The organism is Rhodopseudomonas sp. BR0G17 (genome assembly GCF_010907025.1).
In the GTDB taxonomy this organism is placed as follows: Bacteria; Pseudomonadota; Alphaproteobacteria; order Rhizobiales; family Xanthobacteraceae; genus Rhodopseudomonas; species Rhodopseudomonas palustris_H.
This window is the reverse complement of sequence record NZ_QUML01000008.1, coordinates 148,752-164,752: the sequence shown is the minus strand read 5'-3', so window position 1 is coordinate 164,752 and position 16,001 is coordinate 148,752. Positions and strand designations below refer to the sequence as shown.

The window sequence follows — 16,001 nt, the reverse complement described above, 5'->3', positions numbered from 1 at the left end:
ATGCCGGTGCCCTCGACAATCATCACTTTGCCGCTCTCGGTCCCGATCTCGACCGGGCAAGAGGCCATCTGGCAGATCATCCGGGACCTCGACAAGCGCGGGCCTTGGGCGGTCGCGGACATCGACAGCTCCACGGTCAAGTCGGTGATCACCACGATCAGCGAGTACGTCGCGCGGCTGGAGCGCGGCGGGTTCATTGAGGTGGTCGGCACGAAGCCCGTGCCGGGCCGCACCTTGATGAAGGCCAACCTCTACCGGGTGAAGGTCAAGACCAGCGAGGCGCCGCGCGTCCGCCGCGATGGCACTCCGGCGCCGCCGTCTGCCCAGCAGCAGATGTGGCGGGCGATGCGATCGCTGCAGCAGTTCACCTATCGTGATCTGGCCCGCATCGCGACGACCGACGATCTGAAAATCGGCGAAGTAACAGCCAAGACCTACGTGCAGCGCCTGTCGGACGCCGGTTACTTGCAGTTGCTCCAGCCGGCGAAGAATTCAGGCGGCCTCGCGATCTATCGCCTCAACCGGAAAATGAACTCGGGCCCGCTGGCACCGCAGATCCTTCGCACGCACTTCGTGTTCGACCCGAACCGCAAGGTGGTGGTCGGCGATCCGTCCCTTGCTGATAACGCGGAGGCGGTCTGATGGCTGGAGTCGCCAAGCGCGATCCTCTGCAGGTCGCGCAAGAAGCCTGGAAGAGCGATCTTCCGGATTGGGTCGAAGCCCTCGCAAATGAAGCAAGCGCGACATCGGGCGAGGCCGCGGCGGATCGGATCGGCTACTCGGGCGCCGTCGTGTCGAGCGTGCTCGCCAACAAGTACAAAGGCCGGCTCGACAACGTCGAAGCCCGCGTGCGCGGCGCGCTGATGGGCGAGACCGTCAATTGCCCCGTGCTGGGCGACATCACGCGGGATCGCTGCCTCGACGAACAGAAGTGCGGCTTCTCGACCTCGTCATCGGTCCGCGCTCGCATCTACCGCGCCTGCCGGGCCGGTTGCCAGAACTCTCGCATCGGGAGCGCCAAGCCATGACCGGAAGAGCTGCACTTCAGCGCTTCGTCTCTGTGCGGATGATCGTCTATGCGGCTGCTGAAGCTTTCGACGTCGTGGCGCTCAACGTCCAGGCGGCCTGCAGAGGGCTTCGGGAGACACGAGCGAGGTACGCGGCGTGCCTCCTGGCGGAGCAGTTCACACAGCAGAGCCGTCCCCAGATCGGCCACTTAGTCGGCTGCCGCGACCGCGGCGGCGTGCGCCGGGCAATCATCAAGGCATCCCAGCTCTGGGAGACGGACGAAGATTTCCGCGTCCGCTTTGAAGGCGCGAAAAACGCGGTTCTCTCGGTCGCCAAAACCGAGCTGGCGGAACGGCTTCGCGACGTCGACACCACCAAGATTGCAGAGGCGGTCTGCGAGCGACCGAACCGCAACGTGTCGTCCTGGGAGCTGATCGCGCTGGCTTCCCGCGTGTTGTCCCTCGAAGAGCTTGCTGGCGACGCTTTTCAACTACTCGCCGATGTCGACCGGCTTGCCGATCTGCCGCGCGATGCCGCGACCGACGAGCTTCGCGGCGAGATCAGGAGTCGCATCGCCGCCATCACCGAAACGCTCGCCGAACTTGGCTACCGCGATGCGCAACCGCAGCAGGGAGTCCCCAATGTGTGACTGCGAGACCGAGGTCAATCAGCATCTGTCCGCACACAATACCCGTCTCTCGATCGCGTTTTCGCGGGTCGAGAACCGCCTCGTCGGCAGGCTGATCGTCGCGACTGAAAAGATCAACTCGCGCGGCAAGGGCCGGCCGCTCACCGTCACCCCGTCTTACTGCCCGTTCTGTGGCGAGGCGATCGATGCCGGTGCGAACAAGACCATCCCCCTTTCGCAAGGAGAAGCCCATGTCTGAAGCTGTTACCACTCCCGCCACCGTCAGCGACGGCACGATCGACGTCGGCGGCAAGAAGTTCATGCACGACGGCGCTGGCCGGCTGGTGCCGATCGAACACGTGAAGCCGCAGCACCTCCTGGAAGATCAGACGGTGCGCAAGGTCATCGGCTACGCGCAGGAGCTGTCCGATCGGATCAGCCGCTTCCGCGGCCACACCTTCGACGATGTCTCCAGCTTCGCCGAGCTGCTCCCTCCCTGAAGGTGCGAACCGGAGTGTTTCCGCCCTTGACGCCCGACGGCAAGGCGGTGCCGGCGACTGCGGGGTACTGGCTGGAGCACTCGCCGGAGCAGATCGACGCCGTGGTCGAGCTGTGCCGCGCGCTGGTGGCGGCGTATCCGACCATCACCGAGATCGTCACGCACTGGATGATCGCGCCGACCCGCAAGGTCGACACCAATCCGCTGTTTCCGCTCGATGAGGTGCGACGGCGGGTTTGGCCGGCGCGCCTCGTTGCACCGGCGAAGGTCGCGCGCTTCGCCGATCTCGACGACGAGACCCGCGACGCGATTGCCGAGAGCGGTGTGTCGCTGGAGCAGTTGTACGGTGATGAGCTGCAGCCCGGTTCATCGAGCGAGACGAGCGTCCTGCCGCCGAGCCAGCTTCCGCCGCGTCCCGGCTCGGAGTTGAAGCCGGACTGGCCGGTGTCGACCGCCGCCGACGACGGCAACACCGACGGCCTCTACGCCGATCCGTTCCTGAAGGACGAGCCCGCCGATCAGCCCGCGCTGCCGAAACCGCTGGTCGAGTTCGTGCAGCAGCGGCTGCGCGCGGCCGGCTACTACGAGGTCGGCAACATCGACGGCGATTTCGCCGGCCGCACCGAAGACGCGCTGGTGACCTTCAAGCGCCACAACGGCCTGCCGGCGACGACGGATGTCGACGACGCCACGTTGCGGGCATTGGCCGATGCGAGCCCGCGCGAAGTGAGCGATGCCCGCGCCCGCGCCACGCCGAAGGATCTGCGCGACACTGTGCCGGCTGTGCGGCAGGTCGGCCGGTCGAAGCTGCTGGCGTGGCTGCTCGGCTTGCCCTCGGCTGCGCTCGCTGTGCTGCAGGGCATCGCCTCCAACGTTTCCAGCGTGATGAGCCAGCTCGCGCCGATCATGGGTTGGCTCCAGGCCGTACCCGGATGGGTGTGGGCGCTGCTGATCGTCGGCATCGCCGTGGGCATCTGGTGGTCCGCGCGCAAGGCCGAGGCCGACACGGTCGACGCCTATCGCGCCGGCCGGCTGACCTAACGGGAGGCCGCGATGGATGTGATTCCTCTGATCACGGCGTTCGTCGGGATCATCATTGCGGTGATCACGGCGATCATCCTCGCCATCCGGGTCCGCTGGGTGCGCGACACCTACGGGCCGGACTTCGGCATCGTCGACAAGGTCGATGCGGTGATGACACCCGAGCTGTGGGTGGCTGCGGCGATCGCCATCGTGCTGATCCTGATCGGAGCCGGGACGCCGTGATCTCGCTCGCAGCCCTCGCAGGATTCGCCGCGCGGCCGATCGGTAAGGCCGCGCTGATTGCTTTGGGCGTCGCCGCCCTGGTGGCGATCGGTGGCCTCGGTGCGTGGCGCGCCGCCGCCACGATCAGCACCATGGTCGACGAAGCCGCCGCCACTGCCAAAGCGGAGCGCGACGCACATTGGCGCGCCGAGATCGCGGAGGCCAACGTCAAGGTCGCGCGCGCCGAAGCCGAACAGGCTCGCGCCGCGATGGCTGCGGAAACCAGCATCAAGGCCGCCGAAAAGGGCCGTGAAGACGCGTTGAAAGACCTGGAGAAACAGAATGCGGCTCTTAGTGGTGGCGATCGTCGGTGCCTCGGCCGCGCTCGTGTCCGGCTGCTCAACAAAACCCGCTGACGAGCCGACCGTGCTGCTGTCGATGACTCGGCCGACTGTGCCCGAAACCGCGAAGCAGAAATGCGACGACCCGGTGCCGCTGCCCGATCGCGATCTCACCGAGGGCGAGACCGCGAGCGCCTGGGGCCGCGACCGATCGGCGCTGAGGACATGCGAAGGCCGCCGCGCCGCGGCCGTCGAGGCGATCGAGCCGCAGCAGTGACCGATCAGCTCGACGAGGCGCAGGCGCTGGAAGAGCGCGAGCGCGACGACTGCATTGCCCGCGCGGCCGGGCTGATCAAAGGCCACGGCGCCACGCATTGCGCGGCGTGCGGCGAGCCGATCGACGAAGCCCGCCGCAAGGCGATGCCCTCGGCGATCAGGTGCATCGAATGTCAGGATAGTCGCGAGCGGTGGAGCCGCTCGCACAGGGGGCGGTAATGGGAATGAGCTGGGCGGAGGCGGTTTCGCTGGCGAAGGACATCTGGTGGGTTTTGTCGGTGCCGGTCGCGGCGATCGGCCTCGCCGGGATGTACTACCTGCGCGGTCAGTTCCCGACAAAGTCCACGTTCGACGCCAAGATCGAGGCGGTCACCGCCTCGATCGGCGATCTGTCGAAGAAGATCGACGACAACGAGAAGAAGACCGTCGAGCGCCTCGGCAAGAGCGAGCGCGAGATGTCCGAGCGGATGGTGAAGCTCGAAGGCGACGTGCAGCAGCTTCCCGGACGGCCTGAGCTCGAAAACCTCTCCGACCGGATCAGCCGTGTCGAGGTGCAGGTCGCCGCATCCGTCGAGACCATTAAGGGCGTCGATAAGACCACGTCGAAGATCGACCACACGCTGGGGATGATCCTCGACCACATGCTCGACGCTGCCAAGGAGAAGTAGTCGTGACCGAATCCCTTGCAGAGACCTTCGCCAAGGATCGCCGCCTCGTGATCCTGCGGCTGTTGTCCGAACAGGACAATTACTCGCTGTCCGCGCCGCTGATCACCTCGGCTGCCACACAGCTCCGCCACCGCGTCTATCCCGACATCGTCGAGGCGGACATCTTGCTGCTGGATCAGCACGGCCTGGTCAAGCGGGAGGAGCTGGAGGTCGGCGGCAAGAAGCTGACCATCGCGACGCTCACCAAGCTCGGCCGCGATGTCGCTTGCGGTCGCCCGCATCCGATGGTGGCCCGGCCGAGCCCGAAGGACTGAGCCATGGCGAACCGGCCATCGTCGATCGACCGGCTGCCGCAGGAAGTGCGCGATTGGATCGGGCGCCTGCGCGATCAGGGCTGCACGATCGACGAGATCATCACCAAGCTGCGCGAGCTGGACAAGGACGCGGTGCCGTCCAGGTCGGCGCTCGGTCGGCATCTGAAGAAAGCCGAGGAAGTCGCCGAGCGCATCCGCAAGTCGCGGGCCGTGGCGGACGTCATCGTGCGCCGGCTGGGCGAAAGCGATCCGGACAAGACCACCCGGATGAACATCGAACTGATGCACAACATCCTGTTCGAGCTGGCGACCCAGACCGAGGGCGAAGACGGCGAGCCTGTTACCTTCGATCCGATGCAGGTGATGCTGCTGGCGAAGGCGCTGGATCATCTCGGCAAGGCCAGCAAGGATGACGTCGCCCGCACCGTGGCGATCGAAGAGCGTGCGGCGAAAAAGGCGAAGGCGGAGGCGCTGAAGCAAGCCGAGGAAACGATCAAGAGCGTCGTCAAGGAAGGCGGTCTCTCGAATGAAGTGATCTCGCAGCTTCGCCGCGACTTCCTGGGCGTCCGACAGAAGCCGGAGGAGCCGCGCGATGGAGCGACCTGACGAGGTCGCCGGCCCGCCGGTTCTGACCCGCGACCCCAGCGCGCCGCTGCCGAACGACCTGCCGAGCGAAATCCCGGAGGATCTCGATCCGCTCGCCGAAGGCGTGCTGATGAAGCACCAGGCCGACTGGATCGGAGACGAGTCCGACCTGAAGCTCGGCGTCAAAGGGCGACGCACCGGCATCACCTTTGCCGAAGCGCTGGACCACACGCTGATCGCCGCAGCCAAGCGCTCGGCGGGCGGGCAGAACTGCTTCTACATCGGCGACACCAAGGACAAAGGCCGCGAGTTCATCGGCTACGTCGCGCACTTCGCCAAGATCGTGGCGGGCGAACTCGTCTCCGTCGAGGAGTTCCTGTTCGAGGATCAGAAGGAAGACGGCACGACGAGCATGATCTCGGCGTTCCGCATCCGCTTCGCGTCCGGCCATCGCGTCGAGGCGCTGTCGAGCCGGCCGGAGAATATCCGCGGCTTGCAGGGTGTGGTCTGCATCGACGAGGCGGCGTTCCATGCCGACGTCCGCGCCGTGCTCGACGCCGTCAACGCGCTGCTGATCTGGGGTGGCAAGATCCGCGTGATCAGCACCCACAACGGCGTGCTCAATGCCTTCAACGATCTGGTCCGCGAAGCGCGCGCCGGCAAGACGCCATTCAGCGTGCACGACATCCCGTTCGGCGATGCGGTGAAGAACGGACTGTTCAAGCGCGTTTGCCTTATGCGAGGCGACACCTGGACGCCCGAGGCCGAGGCCGCCTGGGAGGCGAAGATCCGCGCCGCCTATGGGCCGCGCACCGCCGCGATGAAACAGGAGCTGGACGCGATCCCGGCGGAGTCGGAAGGCGCCGCGCTGACGCGGGTGCAGATCGAAGCCTGCATGCGGCAGGGCATCCCGATCGTCCGCTGGACCTGCGAGGATGAGTTGAAGAACGCGCCGGAGGATGTCCGCAAGCGGACCGCCCTCGACTTCTGCGAGCGCGAGCTGCAACCGATCCTGGACAAGCTCGACCGGCGCCGGCAGCACGTCTTCGGCGAGGACTTCGCGCGCACCGGAGACCTCACGGCGATCATTCCGCTGGAGATCGGTACCGACCTCGTTAGGCGCGCGGTGTTCGTGCTCGAGCTGCGCAACGCTCCCTTCGACGTGCAGCGCATTGTGCTGTTCTATGTGGTGGAGCGGCTGCCGCGGATGTCGGGCGGCATGCTCGACGCCACCGGCAACGGCGCCTATCTGGCGGAGGCCACCGCGCAGAAATTTGGCGCGATGATCGTCGAGGTGAAGCTGTCGGTCGAGTGGTACAAGCTCAACATGCCGGCCTATGTCGAGGCCTTCAACGACGGCACCATCGTCCTTCCGGCCGACGAAGACGTGCTGCGCGATCACCAGGGCCTGCAATATGTCGGCACCATCATCAAGGTGCCCGACGATCACTCAAGCAAGGGCGCGGACGGTTTCAACCGCCACGGCGACACGGCGATCGCCGGCGCCCTCGGCTTCGCGGCCTCCCGCGCCAACCTGCCTGAATACGCCTATCAGGCGGCGACGGCCGAGGCCGCGGCCGGCGGCTCTCAACTGTTCGAAACCAATTCCGGAGGGCGTGCGCTGTGGTGAGCATTCTGGGGCCTGACGGCAATCCGGTCGACACTTCGATGCTGTCGAAGGAAGTCGCCACGCCGACCACGATCGGCGTGCGCGCTGTTCACCATGAACGCGTCGCCACCGGGCTGACGCCGGAGCGTCTGGCCTATGTGCTCCATCAGGCGGCGCTGGGCTCCGCGCGCGATTACCTGACGCTCGCCGAGGAAATGGAGGAGCGCTATCTGCACTACGCGAGCCAAGTACAGACCCGCCGGCTGGCGATCGAAGGCGTCGCGCCAAGCGTGAAGGCGCCGAAGGGAGTGCCGACCAAGATCGTCGACTTCGTGCACGAGCTGGTCAACGCGCCCGACTTTCAGGAAGCCACCGGGCTCATGACGGACGGCATCGCCAAAGGCTACGCGGTGATCGAGCCGGTCTGGGAGTATGAACGCAAGGCGCTGCGGCCGGTCGCCTACAAATGGCGCGATCAGCGGTTCTTCCAGTTTGACCCGGTCTCGCAGACTGAGCTGCGCCTGGCTGTCGACGGCAGCCCGGAAGGCGAGCCGCTCGCCAAGCCGACCTTCATCGTGCATGCGCCGCGGTCGAAGGCCGGCATTCCGATTCGCCGCGGTTTCGCGCGCGCTGCGGCGTGGGCTTTCATGCTGCAGTCGTTCGCACTGAAGGACTGGAGCGCGTTCGCGGAGATCTACGGCATCCCGCTGCGGCTCGGCCGCTACCATCCTGGCGCCAGCGAGGGCGACAAGAAGGCGCTGCTGCAGGCGGTGCGCTCGATCGCCTCCGACGCAGCGGCGATCATTCCGACTGGCATGGAGCTGGAGTTCATCGAGACCAAGGGGCAGCGCGGCGAAGCGGTGTACGGGTCGTTGCTCGATTATCTCGACAAGGGCGTCTCGAAGCTCGTGGTCGGCCAGACCATGACGGCCGACAACGGCGCGTCGATGGCGCAGGCCAAGGTGCATAACGAGGTCCGGCTCGACATCCAGCGTGCGGACGGCCGCCAGCTCGGAAACACCGTCAACCGCCAACATATCGTTTGGGCGGTCGCGATGAATTTCGGCCCGCAGGATGTCTATCCGACAGCGGAATATCCGGTCGCAGAACCCGAGGACACGAAGGCGCTGGCGGACGGTGTTGCCAAGCTGGTGCCGTTCGGCTTCCGCGTGTCCCAGGCGGAGATGCGCAGCAAGTTCGGGCTCAGCGAGCCCGGTGAAGCCGACGAGCTGCTAACTCCTCGGCAGGTCGCGCCCCAGCACGAGATCGTCGCGGCGAACGATCCGAAGAAAGCCGCGCGGCTATCGGCCGGTGATTGCCGATGCCCGTCTTGCGGCGGCACGCGCACCGCTTCGCTCGCGGCCGAGCCGATCGCCGAGGCGGACGAACTGGACGAGCTCGTCGCCGACGCGATGGCCGATTGGGAGGTCCTGGTCGATCCGCTCCTGGCGCCTCTGCGCCAGGCGGTGGCGCGGGCATCGAGCTTCGACGAGCTGCTGGCGATGATGCCGGAGCTGGCCGCCGAGGTCGACGGGAGCAAGCTGGCCGAGGCGCTGGCGCTGCTCACCACCAAGGCCCGCGGCCTCGGCGACGTGAAGGACTAGCTATGCGGCTCACGAGGCGGCAGACGTTGGCGATGCTCGCGCAGCTCGCCGCCGTGAAGCGCGGCTTTCAGACGCCGCCCGAGATCCTCGACTACTTCCGCGACAAGAACCTCAAGCCGGGCTTTTCCTGGCTCGACGTGTGGGGCGAAGAGCACGCGCACGCCTTCACGGTCGCAGGCGTCACCGAGACCCGCGTGCTGTCGGAATTCAAGGAAGCGATCGACAAGGCGCTGACCGCCGGCACCGGTTTCGAGGCTTTTAAAGCCGACATGCAGGCCCGTTTAACGCCGCGTGGATGGTGGGGACCGAAGGTGGTTTCCGACCCGACCGGCAAGTGGAAAGACAAGACGGTCGATTTCTCCAAGCCCGGCCGGCTGGAGACCACGTTCTGGTCCAACGTCCGCACCGCGCGCGCCGCCGGCCAGTGGAATCGCATTCAGCGCACGAAGGAGTCGCGGCCCTATCTGGTTTACGTCCGTTCGATCGCCGAGCGGAAGCGGCCCGAACATCTCGCCTGGGTCGGCACCATCAAGCCGGTCGACGATTCCTGGTGGCGCACGCACTATCCGCCGAACGGCTGGGGCTGCAAATGCAGCGTGCAGCAGCTCGACCAGGAAGATCGCGACGCCTATCTGGCGCAGGACGGCTATTCGGAAGACGCGCCGGACTTCGGCGAGGTCGACTACGTCAATCGGCGCACCGGCGAAGTGACCAAGGTGCCGCGCGGCATCGATCCCGGTTGGCAAACCAATCCCGGTCTTGCCCGGGCGCAGACACTGGTGACGCAGCTCACCGAGACGCTGGCCGAGGCCGGCGGCCTCCGCGCGAAGCCGACCATCGCCAAGCTGTGGCAAGGCAACTGGCCGAAGGCGATGGCGAAGCTCGACGAGACCGTGCAGCTTCCGGTCGCGGCGTCGCCGCGCGTCGCCGAGGCCCTGGGCGTCGATACCGAGATCGTCACCGTGGCCAATGATCTGGTCGCGGCCGACATCGCCGCCGGCAAGGTCGCGGACGCGGGCCGCTACGCGATCGTGCAACGGATCATCGACGCCGGCCGGCTGATCTCCGGCGCCCGCAATGGGCTCTCTCGAGTCCGCGCGCTGATCGACGGCAAGAGCTGGACGCTCACCTTGCGGAAAGGTGACGATGGCGCGGTCGCCGTCGAAAAACTCACAAGCCGCTAGGAAGCCCGCACATGCGTTTTCGCGGAGAGCACCCGCGTTCGGGCGTGGTCCCGGAAAAAACTCACCAGATCGTTAGATAACCGCTTTAACGCGGCTGCTATCTGGAAATGGTCGGGGGATTGTGCGGCTGCGGGCCGGATCGGCCCTGAAGTGGGGTAGCTGACACCTGTCAGCGGCCCGAGTGGCCGGGGTGCACGGCTAGACATGCACCCATGACGCACCGCTCCGCAAGCCCCCAGATCGAACAGCCCGGCATCGCCTTCGGTGTTGCGACGCTCAGTGCCGATGCGCTCGCCACCGATGGCGAGTGGCCGCGCTGGGTGCAGGTGACGCCGCGCGGCGAAGTGGTTGTGCGTGATGGTCGCCGTTTCATCTTCGAGCCGGAACGGCTTGTTGCTCGCTTTGCCGCGGATGGCATCGAAGTCCCGTCCGATATCGATCATTCGATCTCACTGAAGGCGAAGCGCGGCGAACAAGCCGATGCGGTCGGCTGGATCAAGAAGCTCGAAGCGCGCGCGGACGGCACCTGGGCATTCATCGACATGCTGGCTGCCGGCAAGGCGGCGCTCGCCGCGAAGACGCACCGCTACGTCTCACCGACGTTTTCGTACACCGAAGCCGGTCTAGCGACTTGGCTGCACTCGATTGCGCTCGTTGCCGCCCCCGCGCTGGCGATGCCGGCAATCGCCTCTGCCTCTCTCTCACCCCCCCAGGAGCATTCCATGCCGAACAAGATCGCGACGGCGCTCGGCCTCGCGGAAACCGCTGACGAGGCCGCGTGCCTTTCGGCGATCACCACGCTGACGGCCGGAACGGTCGCCAAGGCGGTGCATGACCAGGCGCTGGCGAACCTTTCCGCCGCCACCACCCGCGTCGCCGAGCTGGAAGCTCAGATTGCCACCCGCGATAAGGCCGATCACGAGGCGAAGGTCGCGGCGCTACTCGATGCCGCGCTGACGGCCAAGAAGATCGTGCCGGCACAGCGCGACAAGTACGCGTCCCTCTGCGCCACCCCCGCCGGGCTGGCGGAGGTGCAGGCGCTGCTCGATGTCACGCCGGCGGCACTGCAGAGCTCCGGCCTCGATGAGCGCGCTGCCGACACCGGCGATGTCGCGCAGCCTGTCGATGTGCTCGCGAAGGCGCATGCCGAGATCGAGAAGGCTCAGAAGGTCGGCATCGTTCTTTCGCTTCCCGATGCCGTCGTCATGGTCAACCAAGGGATCGCCTGATGTCTGCTGAACTGATCAAGAGCTTCGTCGCCGATGCTGCGATCCGCGGCTATCGCATCTGTGCCTTCCACGCTTCCAAGCAGGCCGCGATCGAAGGCGCTTCGAACACCGCCGCGCTGATCGGCGTCTCGACCTCGACGGGCGCCAAGGCGGCCGGCGTCGTCGATATCATCCAGTCCGGTCTCGGCGAGGTCACGCTCGGCGGCAACGTCGGTCGCGGCGCGTTGGTCACCTCCGATGATCAGGGGCGCGCGGTGGTGGTGCCCGCCCCGGCGGTCGCGGCCAAGACGGTCCGCACCATCGGTCAGGTTCAAGCGAGCGGTGTCGAAGGCGACATCGTGCCGATCGTCCTGGCTCCTGGCGCGGTCTACGTGCCGGCGTCGAGTTAGTCGCAATCCGGCGGGGAAGAGCAGCCCGGTCGCTCGCCTGGCTCATAACCAGGAGGTCAGCGGTTCAAATCCGCTCCCCGCAACCAAACTGGCCCGCGCCGCGGGTGTCGCACAGCAAACCGAGGTACTTCACCCATGGCCGTCACTCGTCCATTTCCCGTCAATCCCGCGCTGACCGCGATCGCGATCGGCTACAGCAACCCGGCGAACACCCTGATCGCCGACCAAGTGTTGCCACGCGTCCCGGTCGGCTCCGAATCGTTCAAGTGGCAGGAATATTCGCTGTCCGACGGCTTCAGCGTTCCGGACGCGCTGGTCGGTCGCAAGGGCCGGCCGAACAAGATCGAGGTCGGTGCGTCCGAGAAGGACGACTCCACCAACGACTATGGCTTCGACGGTGAGACGCCGATCGGTGACATCAACGAGGCGCGGCGTCAGCGGGAAGCCGGACTGTCGAACTACGATCCGCGGGCGCGGCTGGCGGCTGTGCTGACCAACAAGTTGCTGCTGGCTCGCGAGATCCGCGTGGCTGGATTGGTGCACAATTCCGCATCCTACGCCCCTGGCCGGAAGGTCGTTCTTTCTGGGACGTCGCAGTTCTCGGACTACACCAATTCCGATCCGATCGAGGTGCTCAAGGCCGCGATCGACGGCACGCTGATCTTCCGAGCCAACACCTTGGTGATGGGTCAGTCGGTGTGGTCGAAGCTGTCCAGTCATCCCGTTCTGGTGAACGCGATCCGCGGCAACCTGACGAACAAGGGCATCATCACCCGCGAGGAGCTGGCTCGGCTGCTCGAAATCAAGGAGGTGCTGGTCGGTGCCTCCTATCTCGACAGCGCCAAGAAGGGGCAAGACCCTTCGCTCGCGCGCGTCTGGGGTAACCACATCTCGGCGCTCTATCTCGATCCTGCGGCGACCAACACTGACGGCGTCACCTTCGGGTTCACCGCGCAGGTCGGCACCCGCATCGCGGGCTCGATCGCCGATCCGGATATCGGCCTCGAAGGCGGCGAGCGCACCCGCGTCGGCGAGAAGGTCAAGGAGCTGATCATCGCCAAAGAGGTCGGCTACTTCATCGAAAACGCGGTCGCGTAAAGGGAGGTTGGCATGGCGAACGAAGCCGACCAGGCGAAGGCCGACAAGGTCAAGGGCAAGGCGGAACCAACCCGCAAGACTGAAGCTGAAGCCAAGGCTGACAAGGCAGCAGCGCGAGCGGCGAAGAGCGAGCTGCAGGTTCACGTTGTCACCCGCAATGTTCTGCACGACGGCGATCTGGTGAGTGCCGGTGAAGATATCGCCGTCACTCGTGCGCAACACGCCCAGCTCTTCGCTGTCGGCGCCGTCGAGGGCCCCTGGCTCGACTGAGTTCGTGCGCGCAGGCCGTCACGCGCGCACCATCCCGCGGACACCGTCCGCCTCGCCGGGGGCGTAAGCGCCCCCGGCAACACCCCTCAATCAACAGCGGTGATGCAGATGGGCGGCCCGGCAGAGTTCGAGTTCAACGAGTCCCTCTACCAGTGCGGCAAGGGCGCGTGCGCCGACGGCAATAGCATCCGCTACGCGCTGGAGACCATGTCCGCCATGAAAGGCCCCAAGGCCTACGTCGACATCGCCAGCTTCGCGATCGGTTTCGCCGATGGCCTGCTGGAACAGGTCCGTGAGCTGGCGGCTGCTCGCAAGCCGGTCACCCGCGCCGAGCTGCACAGCGTCGGCGCCGTGCTGATGCCGATGCGGACCAACCAATCGGAGGCGCAGTAATGAACACCGTCAATTCCGAGAGCGACGCCCGCACCGCCAACAACACGGTGCGTCATCAGTACCGCGTCCTGGACGACAGCGAAAAGGCCGCGATGTTGAAGGTGAAGGACGACGGCGCCGAGCTGATCGCCTACCTCGATCGGCTCGGGCAGAGCCGCGAACTGTCGATCGCCAAGACCAAGATCGAAGAGGCGGTGATGTGGGCCGTCAAGCACATTACGACCTAGCCGATGACCACCTTCGCCGCCCTTGCTGACGTTCTGGCGCGCTATCCCGCCGAGGCGACTGTGCTCGCGGCGGATGAGACCACGCGCGAGCGGGACGACAGCCGGATCGAAGCGTCGCTGACCGACGCGACCGCCGAAGTGCGGGCGATCCTGGCGGCGCGCTACACCCGCGACGAGCTGGAGCGGATCGACGACGACAGCCGCGGCATCCTGCGCATCTACACCATCGACATCGCGCTCTATCGGGTGGCGCTGTCGTTCGGTCGCTCCAGCGAGCGCGTCAAGGAACGCTACGACGTCGCCATCGCGCGGCTCAATGCGATCGGCAAAGGCACGGCTGCGCTCACCTTCGACGGGCCCGGCGGCGGCGGCACCGGCTCTGCCGGCGGCCAGCCGCCCGGCAGCGTCTCGCCGAACGAGGCCATCGTCGTCGCCAATGAGCGGGTGTTGACCCGCGACCGGCTGCGGGGGTGGTGATGGCCGCGGGCGTCCTGATCGAAGTCGACATCACCGATCTGACCTCGGCGCTGGCGCGGCTGGGCGGGCTCGACAACGTCGACACCGAGCCGCTGATGTCCGACATCGGCGCGCGGCTGGAATTCTCGACACGCGAGCGAATCCTCTCGACCAAGACCGCGCCGGACGGCACGCCGTGGGCACCGAACCTCGCCGGCACCTCGACCCTGATGCAGAGCGGTCAGCATCTGCTGGGCTCGATCGCCTGGACGGCGTCGGCGACCGAGACCGAAGTCGGTGCGTCCTGGGAGTTCGCGCACGTTCACCAGAATGGCGCGGTGATCAACGCCAAGAACGCGAAGTTTCTGTCGTTCGTGGTCGGTGGCCGGCACGTCAGCAAGAAAAGCGTCACCATCCCGGCGAGGCCGTTCGTCGGCATCTCGGCCGAGGACGAAGCGAAGATTGACCGGCTTGCCATCAAGTTCGTCGAGGGCAAGCTCGGAGGTGGCCAATGATCGAACCCGCCACCATCGCGCAGCGGCTGGAGCGTGCCGCCCTGGTGATCTTTCTCAACGCCGTCGAAGCGCGTTTAAAGGTGCTTTTTCCAGATGTGACGGTGCGGCAGCATCCCGGCCGCATCGACGTCTCAGACATCATCGAAAAGGACATCTTCAATCCGCCAATGCTGGCGGTCGCTGCCGTACGTTGGAAGTTCGAGGGGGATCTCGACGGTTCCTGGAACCTCGACGTCGAGCCCGCCGTGTATGTCATCACGGCAGAGACAGTGGTGGGCACCAAGGCGGTCCCCCGGCAGCAGGTTGCGTACGCGCTGTCACTAGGCGTGCTGCAGATCCTCGGCGATATCGACGGACACCGTTGGGGCCTCCAGTGCGGGATCAGCTCGCCACAGAAGGTCGAGGCCCGGCCGCTGTTCACGAGCCAGACGTACGCCAAGGGCGCAGCCTACTACGTCGTCACCTGGGCACAGGAGCTCTACACCCTCGGCGCCAGCCCGCTCGACCGGCCGGAGATCAGCGAGCCGCAGATCTCCGACTCCAACGGCGAGCCGGTCGACGACAGCGATGGGGCGCCGGTATGACCACCATTGATCCGGACGTCGCCCAGTTCCGCCGTTATCTCCGCGGCCTCGAAAAGCAGATCGTCGAGGTCGACCAGCGCGTCGCGCGCGTGCTGATGCACGGCAAGGTGATCAAGGGCGGCGTCCGCAAGCAAGGCGACGACTGGCAGGTGCGGCTCGAACTCGGCCGCGACGCTGACGACAAGCCGGTGGAATCGCCCTGGGTCGCTGTTCAGCCGGTCGCGGCCGGCGCCATCAAGATCAAGGTCAAACCGGCGGAGGGGGAGCGCTTCACGCTGCTGTCACCCTCCGGAGTGATCGGCACCGGGTCCTGGGCGACACGTGCTCCGTTCGACGACGATCATCCTGCGCCGAAGGGCGATGAGGATCTCGTGCTCGAACGCGGCAACGCCAAGCTCACGATCGAGGACGGCCGGATCTGCATGAAGGTCGGCAGCAACGAGATCGAGCTGAAGGCGGACGCCGTGAACTTTGTGATCGAGGGCGGAGATGGCTTCCTCGTCTCGAAGGGCTCGAAGTTCTGGCACCTCGGCGTCGAAGAAAAGGACCAGAAGGCGACGCCGAAGTCCTCGACCGAAGACGGTCCGGCGAAGTGGGTCAAAGCAAAGGCAGGGTGACCATGGCAGACGAAACGAAGAGCTATCGCATCACCGCAGCGCGGCCGATCGGCGGGCGCATGCGCAAGCCCGGCGAGACTGTCGCGCTGACGGATCGCGAGTATCAGTCCGAAGTCGGCTGGGGCGGCCTGGAGCTGATCGAGGCCGAACCGGCGGCTTCGAAAAGCGATCCCGAGGTTGAGCAGCGGCTCGCCGCGATCGACAATCCGGATCAGTCCGAAACGACCGAACCGCCGGCCGCCAAGAAGGGCCGTCGCTGATC

The 16,001-nt window shown here is 66.2% G+C and carries 27 protein-coding genes and 1 tRNA gene; all 28 read left to right on the top strand.

Features of this window, described 5'->3' with window-relative positions; genetic code table 11:
• Window positions 1–642 (top strand): hypothetical protein, encoded by a 642-nt coding sequence (locus DY467_RS09130; protein ID WP_164635465.1) that lies wholly within the window; start codon window positions 1–3, stop codon window positions 640–642.
• Window positions 642–1,028: a transcriptional regulator gene (locus DY467_RS09125; protein ID WP_164635463.1), complete on the top strand. Its 387-nt coding sequence runs from the start codon at window positions 642–644 to the stop codon at window positions 1,026–1,028. The genes DY467_RS09130 and DY467_RS09125 overlap by 1 nt, the downstream gene beginning before the upstream one ends.
• Window positions 1,025–1,657 (top strand): hypothetical protein, encoded by a 633-nt coding sequence (locus DY467_RS09120; RefSeq protein ID WP_164635461.1) that lies wholly within the window; start codon window positions 1,025–1,027, stop codon window positions 1,655–1,657. The genes DY467_RS09125 and DY467_RS09120 overlap by 4 nt, the downstream gene beginning before the upstream one ends.
• Entirely contained in the window at window positions 1,650–1,895 is a 246-nt protein-coding gene (locus DY467_RS09115) for a hypothetical protein (protein ID WP_164635459.1), read from the top strand. Before DY467_RS09120 ends, DY467_RS09115 begins: the two co-directional genes overlap by 8 nt.
• Window positions 1,888–2,136, top strand: a complete 249-nt coding sequence (locus tag DY467_RS09110; RefSeq protein ID WP_164635457.1) for a DUF3164 family protein — start codon at window positions 1,888–1,890, stop codon at window positions 2,134–2,136. Before DY467_RS09115 ends, DY467_RS09110 begins: the two co-directional genes overlap by 8 nt.
• Window positions 2,137–2,150: 14 nt before the next feature.
• The gene (locus DY467_RS09105; RefSeq protein WP_164635455.1) at window positions 2,151–3,176 is read left to right on the top strand and encodes a peptidoglycan-binding protein; all 1,026 of its coding nucleotides are present in this window, start codon (window positions 2,151–2,153) and stop codon (window positions 3,174–3,176) included.
• A gap of 12 nt (window positions 3,177–3,188) precedes the next feature.
• Entirely contained in the window at window positions 3,189–3,401 is a 213-nt protein-coding gene (locus DY467_RS09100) for a hypothetical protein (protein ID WP_164635453.1), read from the top strand.
• A complete protein-coding gene (locus DY467_RS09095) occupies window positions 3,398–3,796 on the top strand; it encodes a hypothetical protein (RefSeq protein WP_164635451.1) in 399 nt (132 codons plus the stop codon). The genes DY467_RS09100 and DY467_RS09095 overlap by 4 nt, the downstream gene beginning before the upstream one ends.
• Complete coding sequence (locus DY467_RS09090; protein WP_246701498.1) at window positions 3,723–3,998, top strand: hypothetical protein; 276 nt, start codon at window positions 3,723–3,725, stop codon at window positions 3,996–3,998. Before DY467_RS09095 ends, DY467_RS09090 begins: the two co-directional genes overlap by 74 nt.
• Window positions 3,995–4,216 (top strand): TraR/DksA C4-type zinc finger protein, encoded by a 222-nt coding sequence (locus tag DY467_RS09085; protein ID WP_164635449.1) that lies wholly within the window; start codon window positions 3,995–3,997, stop codon window positions 4,214–4,216. Before DY467_RS09090 ends, DY467_RS09085 begins: the two co-directional genes overlap by 4 nt.
• Window positions 4,216–4,665 (top strand): hypothetical protein, encoded by a 450-nt coding sequence (locus DY467_RS09080; protein WP_164635447.1) that lies wholly within the window; start codon window positions 4,216–4,218, stop codon window positions 4,663–4,665. The genes DY467_RS09085 and DY467_RS09080 overlap by 1 nt, the downstream gene beginning before the upstream one ends.
• A 2-nt stretch (window positions 4,666–4,667) precedes the next feature.
• A complete protein-coding gene (locus tag DY467_RS09075; protein WP_164635445.1) occupies window positions 4,668–4,979 on the top strand; it encodes a VpaChn25_0724 family phage protein in 312 nt (103 codons plus the stop codon).
• Between the two features lie 3 nt (window positions 4,980–4,982).
• A complete protein-coding gene (locus tag DY467_RS09070; protein WP_164635443.1) occupies window positions 4,983–5,585 on the top strand; it encodes a DUF3486 family protein in 603 nt (200 codons plus the stop codon).
• Window positions 5,572–7,194: a hypothetical protein gene (locus DY467_RS09065; RefSeq protein WP_164635441.1), complete on the top strand. Its 1,623-nt coding sequence runs from the start codon at window positions 5,572–5,574 to the stop codon at window positions 7,192–7,194. The genes DY467_RS09070 and DY467_RS09065 overlap by 14 nt, the downstream gene beginning before the upstream one ends.
• Window positions 7,188–8,777, top strand: a complete 1,590-nt coding sequence (locus DY467_RS09060) for a DUF935 domain-containing protein (RefSeq protein ID WP_164635439.1) — start codon at window positions 7,188–7,190, stop codon at window positions 8,775–8,777. The genes DY467_RS09065 and DY467_RS09060 overlap by 7 nt, the downstream gene beginning before the upstream one ends.
• 2 nt (window positions 8,778–8,779) lie before the next feature.
• Window positions 8,780–9,961, top strand: coding sequence for a phage head morphogenesis protein (locus DY467_RS09055; protein WP_164635437.1), 1,182 nt, complete (start codon window positions 8,780–8,782; stop codon window positions 9,959–9,961).
• Between the two features lie 212 nt (window positions 9,962–10,173).
• Entirely contained in the window at window positions 10,174–11,190 is a 1,017-nt protein-coding gene (locus DY467_RS09050) for a phage protease (protein ID WP_164635435.1), read from the top strand.
• Window positions 11,190–11,579: a DUF2190 domain-containing protein gene (locus DY467_RS09045; RefSeq protein ID WP_164635434.1), complete on the top strand. Its 390-nt coding sequence runs from the start codon at window positions 11,190–11,192 to the stop codon at window positions 11,577–11,579. Before DY467_RS09050 ends, DY467_RS09045 begins: the two co-directional genes overlap by 1 nt.
• Before the next feature lie 9 nt (window positions 11,580–11,588).
• Window positions 11,589–11,665: transfer RNA gene (locus DY467_RS09040), tRNA-Met, on the top strand.
• Window positions 11,666–11,714: 49 nt separating this feature from the next.
• Window positions 11,715–12,677 (top strand): capsid protein, encoded by a 963-nt coding sequence (locus tag DY467_RS09035; protein WP_164635432.1) that lies wholly within the window; start codon window positions 11,715–11,717, stop codon window positions 12,675–12,677.
• A 12-nt stretch (window positions 12,678–12,689) separates the two neighbouring features.
• Complete coding sequence (locus DY467_RS09030) at window positions 12,690–12,947, top strand: hypothetical protein (protein ID WP_164635430.1); 258 nt, start codon at window positions 12,690–12,692, stop codon at window positions 12,945–12,947.
• Window positions 12,948–13,049: 102 nt separating this feature from the next.
• A complete protein-coding gene (locus DY467_RS09025; RefSeq protein ID WP_164635428.1) occupies window positions 13,050–13,340 on the top strand; it encodes a hypothetical protein in 291 nt (96 codons plus the stop codon).
• Window positions 13,340–13,567: an Acb2/Tad1 domain-containing protein gene (locus DY467_RS09020; RefSeq protein ID WP_164635426.1), complete on the top strand. Its 228-nt coding sequence runs from the start codon at window positions 13,340–13,342 to the stop codon at window positions 13,565–13,567. Before DY467_RS09025 ends, DY467_RS09020 begins: the two co-directional genes overlap by 1 nt.
• 3 nt (window positions 13,568–13,570) lie before the next feature.
• Entirely contained in the window at window positions 13,571–14,044 is a 474-nt protein-coding gene (locus DY467_RS09015; RefSeq protein WP_164635424.1) for a phage protein Gp36 family protein, read from the top strand.
• Window positions 14,044–14,538, top strand: coding sequence for a phage virion morphogenesis protein (locus DY467_RS09010; protein WP_164635422.1), 495 nt, complete (start codon window positions 14,044–14,046; stop codon window positions 14,536–14,538). Before DY467_RS09015 ends, DY467_RS09010 begins: the two co-directional genes overlap by 1 nt.
• On the top strand, window positions 14,535–15,122 hold the full coding sequence (locus DY467_RS09005; protein WP_164635420.1) for a hypothetical protein: 588 nt from the start codon (window positions 14,535–14,537) through the stop codon (window positions 15,120–15,122). The genes DY467_RS09010 and DY467_RS09005 overlap by 4 nt, the downstream gene beginning before the upstream one ends.
• A complete protein-coding gene (locus DY467_RS09000) occupies window positions 15,119–15,739 on the top strand; it encodes a hypothetical protein (protein ID WP_164635418.1) in 621 nt (206 codons plus the stop codon). Before DY467_RS09005 ends, DY467_RS09000 begins: the two co-directional genes overlap by 4 nt.
• A 2-nt stretch (window positions 15,740–15,741) precedes the next feature.
• Window positions 15,742–15,999 (top strand): hypothetical protein, encoded by a 258-nt coding sequence (locus DY467_RS08995; protein WP_164635416.1) that lies wholly within the window; start codon window positions 15,742–15,744, stop codon window positions 15,997–15,999.
• Window positions 16,000–16,001: the final 2 nt, after the last annotated feature.

Coding starts and splice junctions, on each gene's coding strand:
- DY467_RS09020 (WP_164635426.1), top strand. CDS start 13,340: ATGAACACCGTCAATTCCGAGAGCGACGCCCGCACCGCCAACAACACG.
- DY467_RS09080 (WP_164635447.1), top strand. CDS start 4,216: ATGGGAATGAGCTGGGCGGAGGCGGTTTCGCTGGCGAAGGACATCTGG.
- DY467_RS09100 (WP_164635453.1), top strand. CDS start 3,189: ATGGATGTGATTCCTCTGATCACGGCGTTCGTCGGGATCATCATTGCG.
- DY467_RS09115 (WP_164635459.1), top strand. CDS start 1,650: ATGTGTGACTGCGAGACCGAGGTCAATCAGCATCTGTCCGCACACAAT.
- DY467_RS09000 (WP_164635418.1), top strand. CDS start 15,119: ATGACCACCATTGATCCGGACGTCGCCCAGTTCCGCCGTTATCTCCGC.
- DY467_RS09035 (WP_164635432.1), top strand. CDS start 11,715: ATGGCCGTCACTCGTCCATTTCCCGTCAATCCCGCGCTGACCGCGATC.
- DY467_RS09110 (WP_164635457.1), top strand. CDS start 1,888: ATGTCTGAAGCTGTTACCACTCCCGCCACCGTCAGCGACGGCACGATC.
- DY467_RS09090 (WP_246701498.1), top strand. CDS start 3,723: ATGCGGCTCTTAGTGGTGGCGATCGTCGGTGCCTCGGCCGCGCTCGTG.
- DY467_RS09015 (WP_164635424.1), top strand. CDS start 13,571: ATGACCACCTTCGCCGCCCTTGCTGACGTTCTGGCGCGCTATCCCGCC.
- DY467_RS09055 (WP_164635437.1), top strand. CDS start 8,780: ATGCGGCTCACGAGGCGGCAGACGTTGGCGATGCTCGCGCAGCTCGCC.
- DY467_RS09125 (WP_164635463.1), top strand. CDS start 642: ATGGCTGGAGTCGCCAAGCGCGATCCTCTGCAGGTCGCGCAAGAAGCC.
- DY467_RS09005 (WP_164635420.1), top strand. CDS start 14,535: ATGATCGAACCCGCCACCATCGCGCAGCGGCTGGAGCGTGCCGCCCTG.
- DY467_RS09025 (WP_164635428.1), top strand. CDS start 13,050: ATGCAGATGGGCGGCCCGGCAGAGTTCGAGTTCAACGAGTCCCTCTAC.
- DY467_RS09050 (WP_164635435.1), top strand. CDS start 10,174: ATGACGCACCGCTCCGCAAGCCCCCAGATCGAACAGCCCGGCATCGCC.
- DY467_RS09120 (WP_164635461.1), top strand. CDS start 1,025: ATGACCGGAAGAGCTGCACTTCAGCGCTTCGTCTCTGTGCGGATGATC.
- DY467_RS09130 (WP_164635465.1), top strand. CDS start 1: ATGCCGGTGCCCTCGACAATCATCACTTTGCCGCTCTCGGTCCCGATC.
- DY467_RS08995 (WP_164635416.1), top strand. CDS start 15,742: ATGGCAGACGAAACGAAGAGCTATCGCATCACCGCAGCGCGGCCGATC.
- DY467_RS09045 (WP_164635434.1), top strand. CDS start 11,190: ATGTCTGCTGAACTGATCAAGAGCTTCGTCGCCGATGCTGCGATCCGC.
- DY467_RS09065 (WP_164635441.1), top strand. CDS start 5,572: ATGGAGCGACCTGACGAGGTCGCCGGCCCGCCGGTTCTGACCCGCGAC.
- DY467_RS09070 (WP_164635443.1), top strand. CDS start 4,983: ATGGCGAACCGGCCATCGTCGATCGACCGGCTGCCGCAGGAAGTGCGC.
- DY467_RS09030 (WP_164635430.1), top strand. CDS start 12,690: ATGGCGAACGAAGCCGACCAGGCGAAGGCCGACAAGGTCAAGGGCAAG.
- DY467_RS09010 (WP_164635422.1), top strand. CDS start 14,044: ATGGCCGCGGGCGTCCTGATCGAAGTCGACATCACCGATCTGACCTCG.